General features: G+C 53.9%; 1 protein-coding gene. It reads left to right on the top strand.

The annotated features are described in order from the left end of the window. The first annotated feature begins 104 nt into the window (after window positions 1-104). A complete protein-coding gene (locus tag WMO46_RS15530) occupies window positions 105-1427 on the top strand; it encodes a glycoside hydrolase family 99-like domain-containing protein (RefSeq protein ID WP_349094657.1) in 1323 nt (440 codons plus the stop codon). Window positions 1428-1589: the final 162 nt, after the last annotated feature.

The raw sequence follows: 1589 nt of genomic DNA, 5'->3' as shown, positions 1-1589 counted from the left end.
ATCGGGGTCGGACATCTGCTCGGGCCGTTGAAGAAAACGGCCTTCCTATTCGGAATCCCGATCTTTGTCGTAGAATAGCGTAACTTTACCTTAAAACTTAAAAAATGAATACATTGAAACAATTCTGTGCAAGACTGTTCTGTGCAGCCAGCCTGTCGCTCTACGCCGCGACCGCTCTGTCGGCTCAACCGCAGGAGCATCAGCAGTCGCTGCCCCGGGACCTCGAAGCCATTGTCGGAGATCCGTCATTGCTCCGGAAACCCGAAGGTTTGACCGTAGCCTGCTACACATTTCCTAATTATCATGCTTCAGCCCTCCACAACGAGCTCTATTCCCCCGGATGGACCGAATACAACCTCATCCGAAGTGCACGTCCCTGGTTCGAAGGCCATCAACAGCCCCGGACGCCGTTGCTGGGAGAACTGGACGAAAGCCTGCCTTCGACTTGGGAGGTCTACAACAAGCTCTGCAAAAACAGCGGCATCGACGTACTGATCTGGGACTGGTATTGGTACGACGGCAAGCCCTGCCTCCACGAGGCGCTCGAAGAAGGGTTTCTCGAAGCGAAGAACACCAACGACGTGAAATTCGCCTGCATGTGGACCAATCATCCCTGGTATATCCTCTATCCCACGAAGCAGACCGACGGAAGCAACGCCTATCCGCCCAGTTTCGATGCCCCGGACTTTTCCTATGAAGAGGCTTTCCGAAGTCTGGCATACATCGTTTCACGCTATTGCCATTTGGAAAACTATTGGCGTATCGACGGCAAACCGGTAATCTGTATCTGGGACCCCAACCGGCTCGAACAACGGCTCGGACTCTCCGAAACCAAACGGCTCTTCCAGGAACTCGAAGCCTATGCCCGCACATTGGGACACGAGGGATTGCATTATCACTCGTCCGGTTTCTACACTCCGAATTCCAAGGAGGTGGGTTACAGTACGGCAGGGTCGTACAATCCGTTCACCTGGGTGGCCGATCATTACCAGCCGCAGGAGGTCGAACTTCCCGATTACGGCGTAGTCGCCGCCGACGTAGCCACGAAACTCTGGCCCGAACACTATGGCCGTTTCGAAATCCCCTATCTTCCGTCGCTCTCTCCCGGTTGGGATTCGACACCTCGCTACATAGAGCCGTCCAACGGACGTTCGGCCAGCCCCGAACGTCGTAAATGGCCGTCATGCGTCATTCTCGAAAACGAAAATCCCGCGGCTTTCAAGGCTCTCGTACAAGCGTCGTTCGCCTATCTCAATCAGCGTCCCGACGTGCCGCGCATCATCACCATCGCATGCTTCAACGAATGGAGCGAAGGCCACTACCTGCTTCCCGACAATCGGTTCGGATACGGAATGCTCGAAGCTCTGGCCGAAGCCTTGGGAAAGGAGGGTAACCAGAACCGCATCGGCCGTCAAACCAATCGGTAGCCAAACGATTCAATAACATCATCAATTTTAACCCACCATGAAAAAAGCACTGTTCAAATTCAGTTACGTGATGTTTCTGACACTATTCATCGGCATCACCGGAGCCGAAGCAAAAAAAGATCAGAAACAGTCCCCGGTCTACCGTCTTCCCGACGACTTGCA

The organism is Alistipes intestinihominis (assembly GCF_040095975.1).
GTDB lineage: Bacteria > Bacteroidota > Bacteroidia > Bacteroidales > Rikenellaceae > Alistipes > Alistipes senegalensis.
Note: the sequence above shows the minus strand (reverse complement) of the source record. Positions and strands in the feature narration are given on the sequence as shown.